The organism is Stieleria marina (genome assembly GCA_007741555.1).
Classification (GTDB): domain Bacteria; phylum Planctomycetota; class Planctomycetia; order Pirellulales; family Pirellulaceae; genus K23-9.
Genome location: CP036526.1, coordinates 537304 through 554545, shown reverse-complemented (window position 1 = coordinate 554545; position 17242 = coordinate 537304). Strand labels below are relative to the sequence as shown.

General features: G+C 54.5%; 13 protein-coding genes. 7 read left to right on the top strand and 6 right to left on the bottom strand.

Annotated elements, in window-relative coordinates:
* The first annotated feature begins 134 nt into the window (after nucleotides 1–134).
* Nucleotides 135–3122, top strand: a complete 2988-nt coding sequence (locus K239x_RS02020; RefSeq protein ID WP_419189569.1) for a CRTAC1 family protein — start codon at nucleotides 135–137, stop codon at nucleotides 3120–3122.
* Between the two features lie 115 nt (nucleotides 3123–3237).
* On the opposite strand, the gene K239x_RS02015 is transcribed toward K239x_RS02020, so the two are convergent.
* Nucleotides 3238–5034 carry an ATP-binding cassette domain-containing protein gene (locus tag K239x_RS02015; protein WP_145416017.1) on the bottom strand — a complete coding sequence of 599 codons (1797 nt, stop codon included), beginning with the start codon at nucleotides 5032–5034 and terminating at the stop codon, nucleotides 3238–3240.
* Nucleotides 5035–5065: 31 nt separating this feature from the next.
* The gene (locus K239x_RS02010; protein WP_145422036.1) at nucleotides 5066–6001 is read right to left on the bottom strand and encodes a DUF1559 domain-containing protein; all 936 of its coding nucleotides are present in this window, start codon (nucleotides 5999–6001) and stop codon (nucleotides 5066–5068) included.
* 123 nt (nucleotides 6002–6124) lie between these two features.
* Here K239x_RS02010 and K239x_RS02005 point away from each other — a divergent pair, with 123 nt between their 5' ends.
* Nucleotides 6125–6880 (top strand): hypothetical protein, encoded by a 756-nt coding sequence (locus tag K239x_RS02005; protein WP_145416016.1) that lies wholly within the window; start codon nucleotides 6125–6127, stop codon nucleotides 6878–6880.
* On the opposite strand, the gene K239x_RS02000 is transcribed toward K239x_RS02005, so the two are convergent.
* Entirely contained in the window at nucleotides 6877–7878 is a 1002-nt protein-coding gene (locus tag K239x_RS02000; protein WP_145416015.1) for an ABC transporter ATP-binding protein, read from the bottom strand. The genes K239x_RS02005 and K239x_RS02000 overlap by 4 nt on opposite strands.
* Before the next feature lie 99 nt (nucleotides 7879–7977).
* On the opposite strand from K239x_RS02000, the gene ispF reads away from it, so the two are divergent.
* Nucleotides 7978–8472, top strand: coding sequence for a 2-C-methyl-D-erythritol 2,4-cyclodiphosphate synthase (gene ispF, locus K239x_RS01995; RefSeq protein WP_145416014.1), 495 nt, complete (start codon nucleotides 7978–7980; stop codon nucleotides 8470–8472).
* A gap of 19 nt (nucleotides 8473–8491) precedes the next feature.
* Here ispF and K239x_RS01990 read toward each other — a convergent pair whose 3' ends face one another.
* On the bottom strand, nucleotides 8492–9811 hold the full coding sequence (locus K239x_RS01990; RefSeq protein ID WP_145416013.1) for a leucine-rich repeat domain-containing protein: 1320 nt from the start codon (nucleotides 9809–9811) through the stop codon (nucleotides 8492–8494).
* Nucleotides 9812–10179: 368 nt separating this feature from the next.
* Between K239x_RS01990 and K239x_RS01985 the strand changes: the two genes are divergently transcribed.
* From K239x_RS01985 to ruvC, 4 genes are all read left to right on the top strand, one after another.
* A complete protein-coding gene (locus K239x_RS01985) occupies nucleotides 10180–11604 on the top strand; it encodes a Gfo/Idh/MocA family protein (protein WP_145416012.1) in 1425 nt (474 codons plus the stop codon).
* 116 nt (nucleotides 11605–11720) lie between these two features.
* Nucleotides 11721–12563 carry a DUF547 domain-containing protein gene (locus tag K239x_RS01980; protein ID WP_145416011.1) on the top strand — a complete coding sequence of 281 codons (843 nt, stop codon included), beginning with the start codon at nucleotides 11721–11723 and terminating at the stop codon, nucleotides 12561–12563.
* 290 nt (nucleotides 12564–12853) lie between these two features.
* Nucleotides 12854–14449 (top strand): cysteine--tRNA ligase, encoded by a 1596-nt coding sequence (cysS, locus tag K239x_RS01975; RefSeq protein WP_145422034.1) that lies wholly within the window; start codon nucleotides 12854–12856, stop codon nucleotides 14447–14449.
* A 14-nt stretch (nucleotides 14450–14463) separates the two neighbouring features.
* A complete protein-coding gene (gene ruvC, locus K239x_RS01970; RefSeq protein ID WP_145422031.1) occupies nucleotides 14464–14973 on the top strand; it encodes a crossover junction endodeoxyribonuclease RuvC in 510 nt (169 codons plus the stop codon).
* Between the two features lie 34 nt (nucleotides 14974–15007).
* On the opposite strand, the gene K239x_RS01965 is transcribed toward ruvC, so the two are convergent.
* Both K239x_RS01965 and K239x_RS01960 read right to left on the bottom strand, forming a co-directional pair.
* On the bottom strand, nucleotides 15008–15247 hold the full coding sequence (locus tag K239x_RS01965; RefSeq protein ID WP_145416010.1) for a hypothetical protein: 240 nt from the start codon (nucleotides 15245–15247) through the stop codon (nucleotides 15008–15010).
* A gap of 97 nt (nucleotides 15248–15344) precedes the next feature.
* Nucleotides 15345–17162, bottom strand: coding sequence for a cytochrome c peroxidase (locus K239x_RS01960; protein WP_145416009.1), 1818 nt, complete (start codon nucleotides 17160–17162; stop codon nucleotides 15345–15347).
* Between the last annotated feature and the right edge of the window lie 80 nt (nucleotides 17163–17242).

Genomic DNA, 17242 nt, shown 5'->3' with positions numbered 1-17242 from the left:
CTCAAAAGACAGCGGACACAGACGGTCCGTTTACGCAAACAGACATGCGGGTCGCGTCAGATTGGTTGACATGCTTCACAGTTGGGATTCGTGTATCCTGCAGAAAGCCATTCAGCCTTCGTCGATTACAAAAAATGCAACTATTTCAACTGCCCCGTCCAACCTCCGCGATCGTAGTTTTGACGATCGCTATCATGCTGGTTGGATGCAACAAAACGTCGACGACTCGCACGACGCCGCAGCGTCCCGTTCGACAGATGAACAATGCAATCGCAATGGGCGATTGGGCCAAAGCGATGACATTCGTCGACGCTGCCGTGGCTGATCAGCCCGACAGTGCTTTGGTGTTAACAAACGCGGCTCAAGTTGTTCACCAAAACAAGCAGCCACAGCGTGCTGCAGAGTTACTGTCCAAGGCTTGCCGCGTCCAGAATTTTTCGGATCCGGCGAGAGTCCATCAAGCAGTGATTGCGATGATTGAAGTGGGCGAATTTTATGAATCAATCAGCTTTCTGGAGGAAGTTGTCCAGGCGCAACCCGACCAGTATCAGTCGCGACGGTTGTTGTATGACTTTCACGCTGGCACGGACAATCGACTGGCGGCGCTTCGGCATGGCAAGCGTTTGATTCGCCAAAGGCGTTTTGACGTTGATTTGTTGTCGTCGATCAGCAACACGCAGCAGCGGACGATGGACACTGATCCGCTAAACGAAATGACCAGTCGCAATCCCGACGACAAACGCCCGCTGCTTGGTTCTGCACGCAGAGATTTCGACGAGGACAAGTACGACGCCGCGATTGACACCCTCCAGGAGATCGCCAAAGCGCATCCGAATTTCCTGCCTGCCCAGGCACTACTGGCTCGATCGCTGGCCGTTTCCGACCAATTCGACAAGCTCCAGCAATGGGCCAAGAGCCAGCCCGAGGCGATTCAGGACTACCCCGATTATTGGTTGGCGATCGGCGACTGGGCACGTTTCAAAAAGCAGAAACGCAGTATGGCCCGAGCCTATTGGGAAGCCACTCGGATTGACCCGGATCTTACGGAGTCGTGGCAAAAGCTGGGCACCGCTCTACGTGATATTTCGAATGTCGGTGCTTCTGAAAACACGATTGCGGCGATCGACCAGCGAGTGAAGTTGCTCAGCCGATTCAATCAACAAAAAAAGCGATTCGAACGATCCGGAAGCATTTCGCGACAGGTGGCGAATGAAATCGCGAAGACGCTTGATGAATTGGGGCGACGCTGGGAAGCCGAAGCGTGGGCGTCGGTCGCACTAACGCTACCCGAAGACGACAGCGTCGACGTTGAAGCAACACGAAAATCGATCGTTGCAAAACTGCGATCCGACACTCCGTGGCAATCGACCCAGCAGGCGCCGGAATTTGCGTTGGACTTAACAGCGCTCAGTGTGCCCGCGTTTGACAACGATTCACCGGGGGCCAATATCCTCAGTGACTCTGCGGCGTCAGACGCCATTGCGGCGATGCCGCGGGACGGGACTGAGGACACAGACTTGGATCAGTTTGAATTTCAGGACGAAGCCAAACAACGCGGCATCGCCTTTCACGGACGTACCAGCGATGACTTGGACAAGCCAGGCATCATGCTTTACCAGACGCTGGGTTGCGGTGGAGCCACGGTCGATTTTGATAGGGATGGTTGGGATGACCTCTATTTGGTCGCCGCCGGTGGCAAGCCAAAGGGAATGAATTCCGATGCCAATGCACTGATGCGCAATCTGCTGGGCCAGTTCACCGATGTTGGCGAGCTTTCCCAAGCCGACGACAGAGGATTTGGTCAAGGCGCGGCCGTCGGCGACATCAACGCCGATGGGTTCCCCGATCTTCTAGTACTCAACTACGGTCTGAACTCACTGTTCATTAACAATGGCGATGGCACGTTTTCTCGGGCCCCCAATTCGCCCACCGAAGACAAAACCGCTTGGACAACCAGCGCGGCGATTGCCGACATCGACGGCGATGCCATCGCGGACTGTGTCGTTACGCAGTATTGCGCTGGCCTGGACCCGATCACGAAAACCTGCGGCGACGAATTCATTCGATCTTGCTCACCGATGGCATTTCCAGCATTGGCCGACGTGTTCTGGCAAGGCAACGTTGATGGCGGGCTGACGGATCGCACTGAGCAGTGGAACGCGGTACCCGATGTGCTGGGACGCGGACTAGGAGTGGTGATTGGATCGTTTGACGAACTCCCTGGATTGGACGTGATCATCGCCAATGACATGACGAACAATCACTATTGGAATCAACCCAACAAAGAAAAGTCATTCGAACTGGTTGATTCCGCGATGATTCGTGGGCTGGGTGGCGATGACCGCGGGTCGGCACAAGGTTCGATGGGAATCGCGACAGGCGACTTTGATCGTGACGGCGACGTTGATTTTTACATCACTAATTTTTTCAAAGAGTACAACATCTATCACGAACAGCAGGGACCTGGATCATGGAGAGACATGACCGGGTCGCTTCAGTTGGTCGATCCCACCGTGGAACTGGTGGGGTTTGGTTCCGAGGCAGCCGACCTGGATAACGATGGAGACTTGGAATTAGTCGTGGCCAACGGTCACGTCGATATGTTTTCACGGGGCGATGAAAAATCCGTGTACGAACATCCAATGCAGATCTTTTCGTCAGACAAAGGCAAAACATTTCGACCGGCCAAATTGGTCGGTGACTATCTACAAAAGCCCCACGTTGGACGCGCTCTCTGGACGATCGATGCCAACCGCGATGGTCAAACGGACTTTGCCGTCACTCATCAAACCGAACCGGTGGCTCTTTTGGTGAATCAAGGCGAGCCGACAAACCATTGGATCGGCATGAGTTTGGTCGGCCGCAATTGCGATCGAGACGCCATCGGTGCCACGCTAGAAATCATCGCCGGTGAGAATTCTTGGACACAGCAAGTCACGGCAGGCAGCGGATACATGTGCAGTAACGAGAAAACCCTTCGCGTAGGCTTAGAAACCTACGAAGGCGATTGTGCAGTGGAAGTGCGTTGGCCGGATGGAACGAAGCAAAGGTTCGCGAACCTGAAGCCCGACTCAGTTTGGCTGCTAATTCAAAACGACGAAGCAGCATTTGAAATGCATTAGTGGTGGTTCGGAGAATGCGACGCAACTCGCAACGTCTGGGTGATTGCCAACACTGATACCGCGAAGTGGCGACAAGAAACTTGCCCTGCGAACGGCGTCATCAATTGCAGTGCTCTCAAGCCTCCAGTTCTTCCCAACGGGCAAATTTTTGCGACAGAGTGTTTTCGATTTGCTTTAGCTTTTCGGCGTCGACGGCAATTTTGTCGCCACCTTGCTGGAAGTAGTCGGGGTCAGCCATTTCCTCGTGCAGTTTGGCTATCTGAGATTCCAACTCCTCAATTTGGGATGGCAGTTGTTCCAGTTCAAATTTTTCCTTGAACGACAGTTTCTTCTTGGGAGCCTTTGCCGCAGGTACGGTTGCTTTGGACGATGATTTACCTTTGGACTTTGCCGCTGGCAGCGTGGTTTCAGCTCGACGGGCAATCGCTGCGCGCCAATCGTCGTAGCCGCCGACGTATTCGTTCACGCCGTCATCCTCGAACACAATGGTGCTGGTGACGACGTTGTTCAAAAATGTTCGGTCGTGGCTGACCATCAGCAACGTTCCGGCGAACTGTGCCAATTGCTCTTCTAACATTTCCAGTGTTTCGGCATCCAAATCATTCGTCGGTTCGTCCAACACAATAACGTTTGCCGGCTGTGTCATCAGCTTGGCCAGCAATGCTCGGTTTCGTTCTCCGCCCGAGAGAAATCGAACTTCCGTGCGTGCGCGTTCGGGAGTGAACAGAAAATCCTGTAGGTACCCAAGAATGTGCTTCGTGTTCCCACCGATCTCCAACCGATCGGCACCTTCACCGACATTGTCTTGCACCGTCTTGTTGGGATCCAGCGTATCACGAAGCTGATCGAAGTACGCAACCTGCAAATTGGTTCCCAGTCGGACGTTGCCGTGCTGTGGTTCCAACTGACCTAGCAGCAACTTCAACAGAGTTGTCTTGCCGGCACCGTTGCGACCAATGATGCCAACTTTGTCACCGCGCATCAGCGTGGTGGAGAAGTCCGTGACGATCGCGCGATCGTCATACGCAAATGAAACATCCTTGACTTCGGCAACCAGCGCCCCACTGCGGGAAGCATCTTGCAAGTTCAGCTTGGCCTTGCCTTCGCTGGTACGTCGTTCGGTGCGTTCGTTTCGCATCGCCTTGAGCGCGCGCACTCGGCCTTCGTTACGCGTCCGCCGCGCCTTGATGCCTTGGCGGATCCACACTTCTTCTTCCGCCAGTTTTTTATCGAACAGTGCATTCTGTTTTTCTTCCGCCGCGATCGCTTGCTCTTTGCGTTTTAGAAAGGTCTCGTAGTCGCACGACCAGTCAAAAATTTTGCCGCGATCGATTTCCCAAATTCGGTTGGAAAGTTTTTGCAGGAACGACCTGTCGTGAGTGATGAAGATCAGGGTGTTTTTCCATCGGCTCAGAAAATCTTCGAGCCAAAGAATCGCAGGGATATCCAAGTGGTTGGTCGGTTCGTCCAGGAGCAACACATCGGGGCTCATCGCAATCGCGCGAGCCAAAAGCACTCGACGTTTCATCCCGCTGGAAAGCGATTCGAAGGGAGCGTCTGCGTCCAACTCCATTCGCGAAAGCGTTGATTCAACGGCGTGTTCGATTTCCCAGTCTTCTGACGGGTCGCCCGAATGCACTTGCCCGTCCATCACGATCGACTTGGTGGTTCCGGTTAAATCGCGAGGGACGTCTTGAGTCAGTCGCGCGATCGTCGTTCGCGGCGCGATCGAAATCGTGCCGCCATCGGGAACGATCTTGCCCGAGAGCATTCGCAGCAACGTCGTCTTGCCAGCGCCGTTGCGACCCAGAAGTCCAATCTTCTGTCCTCGTTCGATCTTGGCGGACACAGAATTAAGAAGCGAGGGTCCACGAAATCCAATGGAGACTTCGTCGATCGAGATGAGTGACATATTGAGGGCGGACGGGTAGCAGGCAGTTGTTTCAGGGCGCGACCGTGTTGATATCAACGATCTCGCGAGCGTTCACGGTGATCAGAGATGCTACTACGTCGATGTCGGTTGTGTCGACTAGGAACCGAACTGAACCATCGGCTAGCAACGCATGCACGCCGCTAGCAGCATGCAAGGAGAACATTTCGTTGTTGTTGGTGCAGTTGACAGGACAGGGCCCTGGCGAGACCAAACCGTCCTGGGTGAAGCCGTGCATGGGTATCGTGTTGCGTGGGTCGGCCCAAGCGGCGCCTTTGACAACGCCATTGCTGACGCCAAAATTGCCTCCGGTCGACGGGACATTGGGCGGCCCAATTTTGCCACCTGCCCAGTACTGAGGCCGGGTGGTGTCTTCAGCCAAAATGATCGTATTGGAGAGTCCGTCCTGACAATGTTTGAATTTACGCTTGCCTTTGCTGCCCCACAGCAGCCCTTCGTAGTTCGTCCTTTGCCGAACGTAACCGGCGCGAACCAGATTCTGCGAAACAAACGTCGTCGGAGCATAATCACACGGCGCGGCCTTGCGATTTCCCGATAAGTAGACGTATTCCAGTTCGGAAAGACGCGACGAGGGGCACTGATAGACCGAAACTTTGGTCGCGACCGCGTTGGCATTATCCGCGTGCGACCATGGTTTGGCAAAATCGATTTGGTTGTAAAGGTTGTTCTTTTCAACATTGGTCAGCACGTACGCGGTCCAATTGTGACCGCCTCGCGTGATCGGCAACATCTTGTGCGTCGTATGGTACGTGTGAAATGCCAGGCCAATTTGATGCAAATTGTTTTTACACTGCACCGTTCGGGCGGCTTCGCGAGCGGATTGAACCGCAGGCATCAGCAACCCAACCAAGATCCCGATGATCGCAATCACGACCAGCAATTCAACGAGTGTGAAACCTTGCACTGCGTCGCGGCGGTATTTCGACATCGCATGAACCAATAAGAAAGTGAAGTTGGGACAGCAGTATCGTTGGTATTGGAGTGGGTCGCCAGCTTTTGCCTCTGTTAGGGGGCAATGGTGGGAATCTCCAGATGCAATAAACTGCTGCCCATGACTCGAATCCCCCAAGATAACGACCCGCTCAATCCCTATCGCGCTGACCCTTTCGAGGTGCCACGCGATCGATTCGGCTCCCGGCCGGAACACGAAGCGGCCCAGTTTGACCCCGGCGATGGCCGCTGGGTCTGGGTCCGCATGGGAATTCTGTCGCTGATGTTCGGTTACTTTTGCATTCCCATCTTCATCGTCGCGGCAGGGGTCGTGACGCGAATGGAAGACGCGGGCTTGATGCAAGCCGTCCTCTACGTCGGCGTGTCGGCGACTTTGATCCCGATCGCGCTGGGTTGGTCACTTTGCGGTTTGACGCCTCCCGAGGTCGGAACGCGAAAGTTTGCGATCATCGTTGCAGTCGCTATCCTGGCCCAAATCTGGATCGCCATGGGCAGGCTCTGGCCCGACGTCATTGATGTGCCGCAGTTGCTGACGCGATTTCGATCGCTGATTTCGCTAGTCGCGATCAGCTGCATGTTGCGATACTTGCAAGGCACGTTTGAGTACCTTCGACCAGGACACCGCGATACCTGGGCACTCAAGCTGCAGAAACTAACCAATTGGCTGACGTATGCTCTGATCGGCGGCGTATTTTTCATCCTGGCTGTTGGGATGCCGCCGCAAGCGGTTTTGGTACCGATTCTGGCGATCGTGTTTTTCGCTCTCCTGGCGATGATGATCTTGTTTTGGGGCTGTCTGTTTCGCCTATGGTTCTTGCTGCGTGGAGAAGGACAGTTCCAAAGCGAATCGTACTAGCTCATCGTCGACGCTTCATGCTTTTCGCTTGATTCGCGAAACAGATCCGCGATCACGTCTTCCAGGGGTGGATCTTCGACGACGACGTCTTCGATGGGATGATCGCGCAGCGTCTCCGTCAGAACTTTGGGAACATCGGCACGCTTTACGCGAATTCGAACCTTAGGCCAGTTTTCGTCCAGCACTTCGCCGAACGCAGCCATTGATGGACGATGGCCATCAGGCAGTTGCAGCGTGATGATTTTGTCGCCGGAGAATTTGTCGATAATGCCTGAGAGGGAACCGTCGTATTCGATTTGACCGCGAGCAATGATGACGACGCGTTTACAAAGTGCTGCCACGTCTTTCATGTAGTGGCTGGTCAGCAGAATCGTGATTTTGCGTTTCTCTTGGTAGTAACGCAAAAACTTTTGAATGTTGTGTTGTGCGATCACATCCAGCCCAATCGTCGGTTCGTCCAGGAAAAGCACGTCGGGACTGTGCAAAAGCGCGGCGATCAATTCCATCTTCATCCGTTCGCCCAACGAGAGTTCGCGAACCGGTTGCGAAAGCAAACGGCCAACGTCCAACAAATCCGTCAACTCGTCTAGAGTTTCTTTGAATCGATCCGCCGGGACGCCGTAGATCTGTTGATGCAAGCGATACGATTCTTGCGCGGGCAAATCCCACCACAGCTGGTTCTTTTGCCCCATCACCAGCGCAAACCGGCGGCGGTATTCGTTCTTGCGTTGCCAGGGCACAAACCCCATCACTTCGGCCGTGCCACTGGTGGGATTGATGACGCCACTGAGTAGTTTCAACGTCGTCGTTTTGCCCGCCCCGTTGGGGCCCAAGAATGCGACGAACTCACCTTGCTGGACATCCAAGTCGATTCCGCGCACGGCTTGAACTTCGCTGTACTCGCGGTGGAACAGTCCACGGACGCTCTCCTTCAGTCCTTCTCGCTTCTTGTAGACGCGGTACGACTTGGTGAGATCGCGGACTTTGATGATCGACATGGCGGCAGGGCTCGTGAGCGGTGACTGGAACGGTCATTGTAGGTACGATTGGCCAATTAAGTACCCCGCAACAATCCTCGAAAAAACGCGAGCCCAAGCATGTCCGAAACAGTTCCCACGATGCGAATCGGAATGGGCTTTGACTCGCATCGGCTTGGCAACACAGGCCCGCTACGAATTGGTGGACTGGATTTGGAAGCGGACGTTCACGCCATCGGCCACAGCGATGCCGACGTCTTGTTGCATGCGATCACCGACGCACTACTGGGAGCGATCGCCGATTCGGATATCGGCCGTTTGTTTCCGGACAACGAAGCCGAAAATCATGATCGTGACAGCGCGGACTTTGTGGTCGAAGCATTTCGACGCGTTCGCAAGCAACATTTGTCGGTTGTGAACATCGACTGCGTGATTTTGGCCGAACAGCCCAAAATGGCTCCGCATATCGATGCAATGCGAGTCAATATTTCCAAGCTGATCGACACGCCAATCGATCGAATCAGCGTCAAAGCCAAAACGGGCGAAGGCGTCGGCCCCATCGGAAACGCCGAAGCGATCTCCGCCCGAGTGGTGGTGCTACTGGATCGCTTCTAAAGTCCGTCGAACGAAGCTGCTAGTTCTCGAATTCGATGACCTGCAAGTCTTTGCGGGCGTCGGCCAATTCATCGATCACGTCGTACCCAATGCCAGTGTTGGCAACGTTAAGCCACTTCAGGTTTTTCATTTCGCCAAGCTTGGAGAAGCTCGTGTCGGTTAGCTGGGTTCCTGCGACATTGAGCTTTTTCAAATTCGTGAGTTTCATCAGTGTCGGCAGCGATTCATCGGTAATCCGAGTCGCTTTCAAGTCCAACTCCGTCAGATCCGACAGGTTACCCAACGCCGCGAATGCTTCGTCGTTCAGCTTCGTTTCCCAAAACCCCAAGTAGTTCAGTTTTGTCAGCTCACCGATTTTCTTTATCCCCTCGGGGGTGACCAATCGACATTCAGCCAAATCCAGATAGGTCACGTTCGGTAGTTTAGAGATCACATCTAATCCGGCATCATCCAGCGAAGTGTCTCGTAATTCGAAGCGTGCCAAATTTTTGCACCCAGCAATCTGCGCGATACCTTCGCCCGTCACATCGCAACCGCGAATCCGAAGTCGCTTCAGTTTGGTCAGCTTTGATAAGTGCTTCATGCCTTCGTCGTTGACCTTGGTGTAATCCAACTGCAACTGTTCCAGCGTTGGCATTTTGCCCAACACCTTCGTCGTCACGTTGCTGACCGAAGTGCAGTAATTGACATTGAGAGATTTCAGGGGCAGCCCAGCAACTTCGACCAGACCATCGTCGGTGACCTTTGACTTTTCCAACTGGATGTCGGCCAGCGTTTTGATCTTGGCCAAGTGTACGATTCCGGCATCGGTGATGTTGCTGTTTCGCAAATCGATAGCACGCAGTTTGTTTAGCGGCGACAGCTTTGCCAGCCCGTCATCGGTAACGCCAGCTCGACGCAAAAAGAGTGCTTCTAAGTTGGTCAGTTTTCCGACTGCGTCGAGAGTCTTGTCGGTGATGGCGGAATCAGTCAAATCAAGTCGCTTAAGACTTTGCAGCGAAGCGATCACATCCAAGCCTTCGTCCGTCATCCCCGGCCCTGTGAACCTAGCGATTTGCAAACTGTGCAGTCCAGCAAGATGCTTGTACGATTCCGAAATGTCGTCTTCGGCTGAGATCGAAAGTTCCGACACGTTTCCGTTTGAATCGGTGGTCAGGATGTAGCCGTGCAATTCCAGTGCGTCGACGGCAGATTCATCGTCGGGCGTCACTTCCTCCTGAATCGGCGACTGGCTCTCGACGACCGATTCGGCAGATGGTCTCCGGTCGCAGCCAAGAACGGCCAGCAAAAAGCAACTCAGCAAAACGGTGAATCGCAGACGAAAAGTCGGTCCAAACATGTTTCAATCGGTGGGAGTGTGAGGAAGGATTGAGCGGTGGTCGCGGAGCGGGACAACCAGATTAGAGGGAGCGTGAGAGTCTGACAATCGAATGCACAGGCAAATGCGGCGGCGAATGCCCAAGCAGCTGGCGAATGTCCGGCCAAACGTACAGCGGCCGGTTGTGACGATCAAAGGAATTCAACGCGTCACACGGGTCTCTTGGCACCGAATTGGTCGCGGTTGTGATGAGATCCCGCCGTCAAATCATTGTTTTTCCGAACGGACCTTGCTATTTTACGGCGTTTAATGTCGCGAACACGTGTTTTTGTTTTCGCCTGCATGAACCTTCCCCCTATGCCCACCTTAGATCCATCCAGGAACATTTTATGACTCGCAAATCTTCACGTCGTCGTTTTATCGGCCAGTCCGCAGCGCTTGGCGCGGTGGGTTACTGGGCAGGCACAAGCCCCAACTTGTTTGCCCAAGATTCGGCACTGCAGGGTTTAAGCGCAGCGTGCATTGGTGTCGGCGGCAAGGGCAGTAGCGACACCAGTCACATCGCCGAACAAGGCGTCGCGATTGCAGGGCTCTGCGATGTCGACGGCGGCACGTTGACCAAGAAGGGTCGTGAGTTTGCCGACGCAAAACGCTTCACTGATTTTCGTGAGATGCTGGACCAACTCGGTGACAAAGTCGACATCGTTACCGTCAGTACGCCCGACCACACGCACGCGGCCGCTGCCATGCGTGCGATGCAAATGAAGAAGCACGTCTACTGTCAAAAACCGCTGACTTGGTCAATCCGCGAAGCACGCATGATGCGCGAAACGGCAAGTGAGATGGGCGTGGTCACTCAAATGGGCAACCAAGGAACTTCCGAAGACGGACTTCGGGAAGCCGTCGAAGTGATCCGCAGCGGCGCGATCGGCGATGTTTCGGAAGTCCACGTTTGGTCCAACCGACCGGTTTGGCCTCAAGGCAAAGGTCGCCCTGAAGGCGAAGACCCGATTCCCGAAAACCTGAACTGGGATGCTTGGATCGGTCCAGCCCCGATGCGTCCGTTTAAGAAAGGCGCGTACCACAGTTTCAACTGGCGCGGCTGGGTCGACTTCGGCACCGGTGCTCTCGGTGACATGGCGTGTCACACAACCAACATGCCTGTGATGGCGCTGAAACTGTGGGATCCGGTCGCAGTCACTGCGGTCAAAAACCCTGGCATCGTCGAAGGCGAAATGTTCCCGGCCAGCTCCGCATTGGTATTCGAGTTCCCCGAGCGGGAAGGCTTGCCTGCGTGCAATTTCCATTGGTACGACGGCGGTGAATTACCGGCCGATGATCTGGTCGCGAAATTGCCAGAATCGTTCCAGAAACGAATCGCTCAACAAAAAGAAGGCGGCCGCAAAACCAGTGGTGCCTTGATCGTCGGCAGCAAGGGAAGCGTTTTCTCTGGCAACGACTACGGTGCTCAGTACAGTTTGCTGCCCGAAGATCAGTACAAGGATTTCAAACTTCCCGAGCAGTCGCTGCCAAGGATTCCGTTCAAAGGCACAAACGACGAACGTCAGAAATGGGAATTCGTCTCCAGCGTCAAAGGCGAATACAAGCCGGGCACCATGTCCAACTTTGGCTACGCTGGTCGTCTGACCGAAACAATCTTGGTTGGCAACTTGGCAATGCGTGCTGGCGAAGGTCAGCGAATCGAGTGGGATGCCAAGACATTGACTAGTTCGAACGTGCCGTCTGTCAACGAATTCGTCCAACGCGAGTATCGCGAAGGCTGGGAGATCCCCAAAGTAGCGACCGTTTCGTAGTTCAGTTTGCGTCACCGCAATTGATCACTTGGCGTGGAACCATCGGTTCCACGCCTTTTTTTGTGCAATGTTTTTTGCATTGGCGGAACAACGTGTCGGCCGATCATTCCCAACCCATGAACCCACGCCAAACAACACCCCCATTCGTTCTGTTCGCATTCGTCGCCTCCATTTTGATTGGCCTAGCAACCAATAGTCGGCTGGACGCGGGTTCGCCGATCTATGTGGGCCAGAAGACGTCGACAAAGGTTCCGATCGAAACCATCGACCATGATTCGTGGAACAAGTTGCTTGCAACCTACGTCGATCTAAACGGCATGGTCGACTACCGTGCCTGGAAAGCCAACGTTGCGGACCGGGCAGCTCTGGAGCAGTATCTCAACACCTTGTCGGCGGCCAACGCAGCAGCTCGTGCACCGAAGTCCGTCAAGCTGGCGTTTTGGATCAACGCCTACAACGCCGTCACCGTGCATGGCATCTTGCGAGAATATCCCACCAGTAGCATTCGCAACCACACGGCGAAATTATTTGGCTACAACATTTGGAAAGACCTGCAGCTGTACGTCGGCGGTCACCCGTATTCGCTTGAAACGATCGAACACAAACTTTTGCGCAAGATGAATGAACCGCGAATCCACTTTGCGATCGTCTGCGCGTCAGTCGGTTGCCCAAGACTTCTGAATGAGGCTTATGTGCCCGCCAAACTGAACGAGCAGCTGGAGGCCAATGCAAAGGACTTTTTCTCGCGGAAAAGGAATTTTCAACACGACGTCTCCGCCGGGCAGTTTCGCTTGTCAGAAATTCTGGATTGGTTCGGCGAAGACTTCGGTGACGATCAGGCGTCGCAGCTTAAATCGATCGCCAACTGGTTGCCCAATCCCGCAGCCCAAAACGCCGCGATGCATCACAGCGTGCGCGTCGTTTTCATTGACTACAACTGGAATCTAAACTCACGCTGATCGGCTTTTTGCTTGCAAATCGCTGGTGTTGCCGGTTTTTTGGACGGACTAACGCCAGCGTTGGCCCGCGGATCACTGATTGACCGGCGACCGCGAATACGAGTCTATTTGGCGGATTCCCGTAGCGAGCCAACTTGCGCCGAATCGCTATGCGATCATTTGGCCTCTCCCTCTATAATCCTCCAATGTTGCCAAGCTGGTCGACTTGTTCGCAATTGGCAATTGCTGGTATAGCCGTCCCTTCTCATTGACTTCAAAACCGCAAAACGCGATCCATGAGTACCGCTTCCATGAGCACCGCGACCGCCCCTCAGAGTTCTGACACCGTGACCAATACGACTGCTGAAATCCGCATCTACAACACGCTGACCAAGACCAAGGAGCCTTTCGAACCGATCGCTCCGCCCAAAGTTGGCATCTACTTGTGCGGGCCGACCGTCTACGCCGAGTCGCACATCGGCCACATGGTTGGTCCCGTCATATTTGACACCATCAAACGCTACCTCAGCTACAGCGGCTACGACGTGACGTGGGTCGTCAACATCACTGACGTCGATGACAAACTGATCAACAAGAGCAAAGAACGCGGCATCCCAATGAGTCAGATCGCCGTCGAGATGACGGCGGATTACTTGGCGAACCTAAAAGAATTGGGCGTCAACCAAATCGACTACCTGCCTCGCGCGACCGATCACATGTCGCACATCATCCGCTTCATCCAAGACCTGGAAAAGAAAGGCTTCGCGTACGCCGTCGATGGCGACGTGTTCTTTGACGTCAACAAAGACCCCAACTACGGACAACTTTCCAATCGCAGCCTCGACGACCAGCAAGGCGAAGGCGGCGGCGCAGCGGCAAAGAAACGTTCCCCCGGTGACTTCGCACTTTGGAAAAGTGCCAAAGAAGGCGACGTGTCGTGGGACAGCCCCTGGGGCAAAGGCCGACCGGGCTGGCACATTGAGTGCTCGGCGATGAGTCACGAAATCCTGGGCAACACGTTTGACATCCACGGCGGTGGATTGGATCTGATGTTTCCGCACCACGAAAACGAATTGGCACAAAGCAGCTGCTGCCACGATGCACCGATGGTGAAGTACTGGATGCACAACGGTCTGATGCGCGCTGGCGAGAAAGGCAAAGTCGGCGGCAAGAGTGATCGCGAAGAGTCTGCCGAAGAAGCCGAGTCAGGAAAAATCTCGCGCAGCAAAGGTGCCGGTGGGTTGGCGGATCTGATTCGTCAGCAAACGGGTGAACGCATTCGCTTTTTCTTGCTGCGATCGCATTACCGCAGCACCATTGTCTACGGTGAAGACGCTTTGGCCGAAGCAGGCACTTCGCTAGAAGGTTTCTATCGATTCTTTGATCGATTCGCAGAGATCACTGGCGGGTCGTTCTACGATTTGCCCACCAATCGGCATCGCGACGAAGGCGACTTCGATCCCGGCAAAGACGAATTGCTGATCGACATCAAAGCGATTCGCGAAAAATTCCTCGCTGCCATGGACGATGACTTCAATACCGGCTCGGCGATCGGCGTGCTGTTCGATGCACTGCGTTCGCTCAACCGACACATCGACCAAAACAAACTGGCTACCGGTGCTGACGTTCAATCGCCTGCCGTGGTTTCCTTTGTGCAAGCCGCCACCGTGCTTCGCGATTTGGCGGCCGTGCTAGGAATTTTCGTCAAACCAACTGTCCGTGCCGGAGGGGATGGCGGCGACGCGGATCTGCTGGACGGCGTGGTCCACTTGTTGATCAACCTTCGCAAGGAAGCTCGCGAGCGAAAAGATTACGCCACCGGCGATGCAATTCGCGATCGACTTACCGAACTGGGCGTCGCTCTACTGGACAAGAAAGAAGGCACTTCGTGGGAACGTAGTTCGTGAGCGGAAGAATCATCTTGGGCATCGACCCAGGATTGAACACGACCGGCTACGGCGTCATCGAAGTGACCAGCAATAAAGGTCTGGGACAGTTTCGACTGTGCGAAGCCGGCATCATCCGTTCCAAGGCCAAAGCTCCCATCGAAACACGATTGGCGGAACTGCACGAAGGCGTCACCGAAGTCATCCAGCTGCATCACCCGGACTTGATGTCGCTGGAGCAACTGTTCTCGCACTACGAGCGGGTGCGAACTTCGATCCTGATGGGACACGCTCGCGGAGTGATTTGTTTGGCTGCAGCGACGGCGGGAATCCCCGTCGTGCACTATGAACCGACGCGAGTCAAGAAAGTGCTGACCGGCAACGGTCGTGCCCCCAAGAGCCAAATGCAATTGGCCGTCAAACTACAACTGGGACTCTCAACGGTCCCCGAACCAGACGACGTAGCCGATGCATTGGCGATCGCGTTGTGCGGACATCACCTGGGAAATCAAAGTGTGATGGATCAGTTGCTAAAACAGCGATAGGACCGCAGCCAGACAACACGCTCGCATACATGCTTTAGTACACGCACAACGACAGCACTTCGTCTCGTCGTCCGTTGTAAAACACTTCATCGCCCGGCTTTAAATCGCGAACGCGTTTGCACACCCTCTCTGCTGGCACAAGCCGCAAGGGACGATCGCGACGGACCACGACATACCGTTGGGATCGCAATGCGATCAGCATCGCGTCGGCATTTTCCAAAGACGTCGACTTTACCGATTGCGGCTCGGGTGGGCACAGAGTGGCTGTGTTCATGCTGGCATACTTTCCCAGCACATGACACGTTAGGTCACAACTGACGTGCTAATGCTGCACCGAGCGGGCCACGGCTACCGGACACCTCCGTTGCCCACTACAGCGACTTCAAATACGTGATCAAATCTGCCGATTCTTGCTCGGACAATTTGTCGGTCCCGGACACTTTCTCGGGACTGTGCAGTTCATTGACGACTCGCTCCAACGTTTTTGCGCGTCCCGAATGCAGCCAACGGACTTTTTGGTAAGTGCCGATCAAAGACGGCGTGTTGTAACCTTCGTAAGCATCATCGGCCGAACCCAGCCCAACGTCGTGAACTTGTCCGTCTGTAAAATGCGGTCCGTTGTGACAATCAGCACAGGCGGTTTTGCTGCTGTGAAAAAGTGCCCTGCCTCGATCGATTGATTCCGCCAACTCATAATCATTGCGAAAAGGATTGGGTGGGCGACTGAGTGTTTTTAAATACGCAATTAGGGCATGCTTATCCTTGGCGCTCGGTTCTTCGCCCAGCATCGTCGACGTGATCGATTTGTGCATCGCTTCGGTCAGATCATCTTGCCAGCCATGCCACGTCCACGGAGCGGTTTTTGCCACGTCAAACAATGGCAGCACCGTCTTGAACGTGCGAACCGTTCCATCATTCATCGTATCCATCGGCCGCGAATTGACGCCCCCGTTTTGATGACACGAATGACAGCTGTACCACTGGTCCATGCTACGTGTCCCGTCATAAAAGATCTCCCTGCCCTGATCGACTAGCGACTGTTTCGGCGACTCACCTAGCTCGATTTCTCCGACAATTTCCTTGCTGGCGAGATCCACGATTTGAACACTGTCACGCAAATAGTTGGCGACATAGACAGTTTGGTTATCGGTCATCTGCATCCCCATTGGCCGGCCGCCGACGGGAATGCGATCAAATCGGTCTCGATCGTTTTCCAACCCCCTATCAATCAAATCTCCTGGCCCGCCCGTGCCCACAAACGGAGTGTCGGGCAATCGGTATACCAGTAACTCGTGGGTTCCCGCAGCCGAAGCGATCATTCGTTTCTCGTCAGCGCTGATAACAATACCGTGCGGATCGGCGACGGCTTTGCGAGGCACGTCCAACGAGATGGCTTCCCGGTACGAGGGACCGTCCAAGCGAACCCGTCCAATTCGACTTGCCAAGATCCAACCGCGGCGCAGGTTCCCGACATCAATGGGATTGTTTCGATAAACCATCCACGTGAAGTACGCATACTTGCCGTCTTTGCTGGTCAGCATATGCCCCAAGTTGATGCCACTGGCGAGCGGTTCGTCATACAGCGTCTCACCACTTTCGGTATCCAACACCGCAATCTTGCCTTCACCGCCCAGCCCAACCGCTAAGCGTTGGTCGTCTGGCGTGAGTGTCAAATATCGTGGCCAGTGTCCCACTGCGATGCGCCGTGTCAGTGACGCAGTTTTCAAATCCACTTCCGCGACCTGTCCCGCAGCCGCCAAGCCTACGAACGCGCGATCCCCTGATGAAGTAATCGCAATGCCGCAGGGCTGGTAGCCAATCTGAACCACAGCTTCGGCTGTCAGCTTTTGATCCTTGATGGCAGCGACCGTCAGTTCGCCGGACCAACTGCTTGTGATCAGGACTTTGTTTCCATCAGGAGTGAACATTACATCAGCTGGGTGCGAACCGACTGAGAGTTCATCGACCACTTGGCCATCATTGACACGGATTAGCGAAGCCGAGTCCGATGTCTCGTTGACCGTGACCAGCCACTCCTGATCGGGGGAAATAGCGAGATCAACGGGGGAACGGTGCGTCACAGCGGTGTGGACTTTGCTATCACGCGAGCTATCCGCATTCAGCTCAATCCCCGCTGCGAGCGACGTGAACCATAGAAAGTGAACTGCAAACAACGACAAGTTTCGCATTTGTCCAAGCCATCAGAAAAATGGGGCACAAAAAGGGGCGGGCGAGCGGCGGGCGACTAAGTCGAACAGTCATTTATAGT